General features: G+C 72.4%; 2 protein-coding genes. Both read left to right on the forward strand.

The features are described from left to right. Nucleotides 1-365, forward strand: a 365-nt coding sequence (locus R6V09_RS52540) for an ERAP1-like C-terminal domain-containing protein (protein ID WP_317888466.1), incomplete at its 5' end; no start/stop codon positions are given. A gap of 116 nt (nt 366-481) precedes the next feature. Then, entirely contained in the window at nt 482-1,303 is an 822-nt protein-coding gene (locus tag R6V09_RS52545; protein WP_317888467.1) for an NAD(P)H-binding protein, read from the forward strand. Nucleotides 1,304-1,673 lie beyond the last annotated feature (370 nt).

Here is a 1,673-nt window from a genome sequence, read left to right on the forward strand (position 1 = left end):
GCGCCGCCCTGCCCGACCCCGAGGCCAAGCGCACGGCCTGGGAGGCGATGTTCACCACCGACGACCTCTCCAACTACCTCTTCACCGCCACCGCCCAGGGCTTCTGGCAACCCGAACAGGCCGATCTCGTACGGGAGTACGTGCCGCGCTTCTACGAGGACGCGGTCGCCCTCGCCACCCGCCGCGGCCCCGCCATGGCCGACGCCGCCGGCCGCTGGGCCTTCCCCACCCACGCCGTCGACCCCGAAACCCTCCGCCTCGGCGAGGAATGCCTGCGCGACGCCGACCTCACCCCGTCCCTGCGCCGCAAGCTCGTCGACCAACTCGACGACCTGGCACGGGCGTTGCGGGTACGGGAGGCGTAGGACCCCGGCCCTACGCCGTCACGGGCACGCCTCGTCCCTGCCGACGATGCGGCGGGCTGACCGTCCTTCCTAGGCTCGATGCCGCCAAGGACGATCAGCCCCCAGGAGGAAACCTCGTGATCGCAGTGATCGGAGCCACCGGCAACGTCGGCCGTGCCCTCGTCGACCGTCTCGTCGCCGCGGACAGCCCCGTACGGGCCCTGACTCGCGACCCCGAGCGGGCCGGCCTGCCCGCGCAGGCCGAGACGGTGCGCTTCCAACTCGACGACCCCGCAGCCCTGTTCACCGGAGTCACCCGGCTCTTCGTCTACGCCCACGCCACCAGCCCCGGCCTCCTCGACGCCGCCCGCGCCGCCGGCGTACGGCACGTCGTCCTGCTCTCCTCCGGGATCATCAAGGACGGCGCCGACGAAACCCACCCCATCCACCTCGCGCACGCCGCGGCCGAACAGCACATCCGCGACAGCGGCCTGGCCTGGACCTCCCTGCGCCCCAATGCCTTCGCCGCCAACGCCCTCCAGTGGGCCCCGCAGATCCGCACCGGGAACACGGTCCGCGGCGTCTTCGCCAACGGCCTCACCGCTCCCATCCACGAGGACGACATCGCCGCGGTCGCCGAACGCGCCCTCCTCGACGACGGCCACGAAGGCATCGCCCACCGCCTCACCGGCCCCGAGGCGATCAGCAACGCCGAACAGATCACGGCCATCGGCAGGGCCCTCGGCCGCCCCCTCCACCACGTCGAGGTCCCCCCGGACCAGGCAGGCCCCGAACTCTTCCCGAACGTCCCGCCCCAGATGCTCGCCGGCCTGCTGAAGATCTTCGCGGCCACCGTCGACACCACCCCTGAGATCACCACCACGGTCGAGCAGGTCACCGGCACCCCGGCCCGCACGTTCGCCGACTGGGCGAAGGACCACACGGACGACTTCCGCTGACATTCCAACGCCAGTGACATCCCAACTCCCGCGGCATTCCAGCCCGTCCGGCGCTTGAGGACGAGGCCGTTCAGGCCGAAGCGGGGGCCTGGGGGCGGCAGCCCCCAGCAAGGCCCACACCAACGCCGTTCACCCCCAACCGCCGAAGCGCCGCAGGCCCCGTACCCCCTTTCGGGTTCTGATCGTTGTACTTTCCGGGCGCGTCGACCCACCTGCGTACAAGCTGGAACTCCCCCTGCCCCGCGCCCCGGAGGACAGCCCATGAGCAACGCGCCCCTCGCCTCAGGCGCCGAAGGTCCCGACGCCCTGCGGCCGTTGCTCGACACCGTCCTCGACGCCCTCGGCACCGGACGCCGGGCGCGCGGCGGCC

It is taken from the genome of Streptomyces sp. W16 (genome assembly GCF_033194735.1).
In the GTDB taxonomy this organism is placed as follows: Bacteria; Actinomycetota; Actinomycetes; order Streptomycetales; family Streptomycetaceae; genus Streptomyces.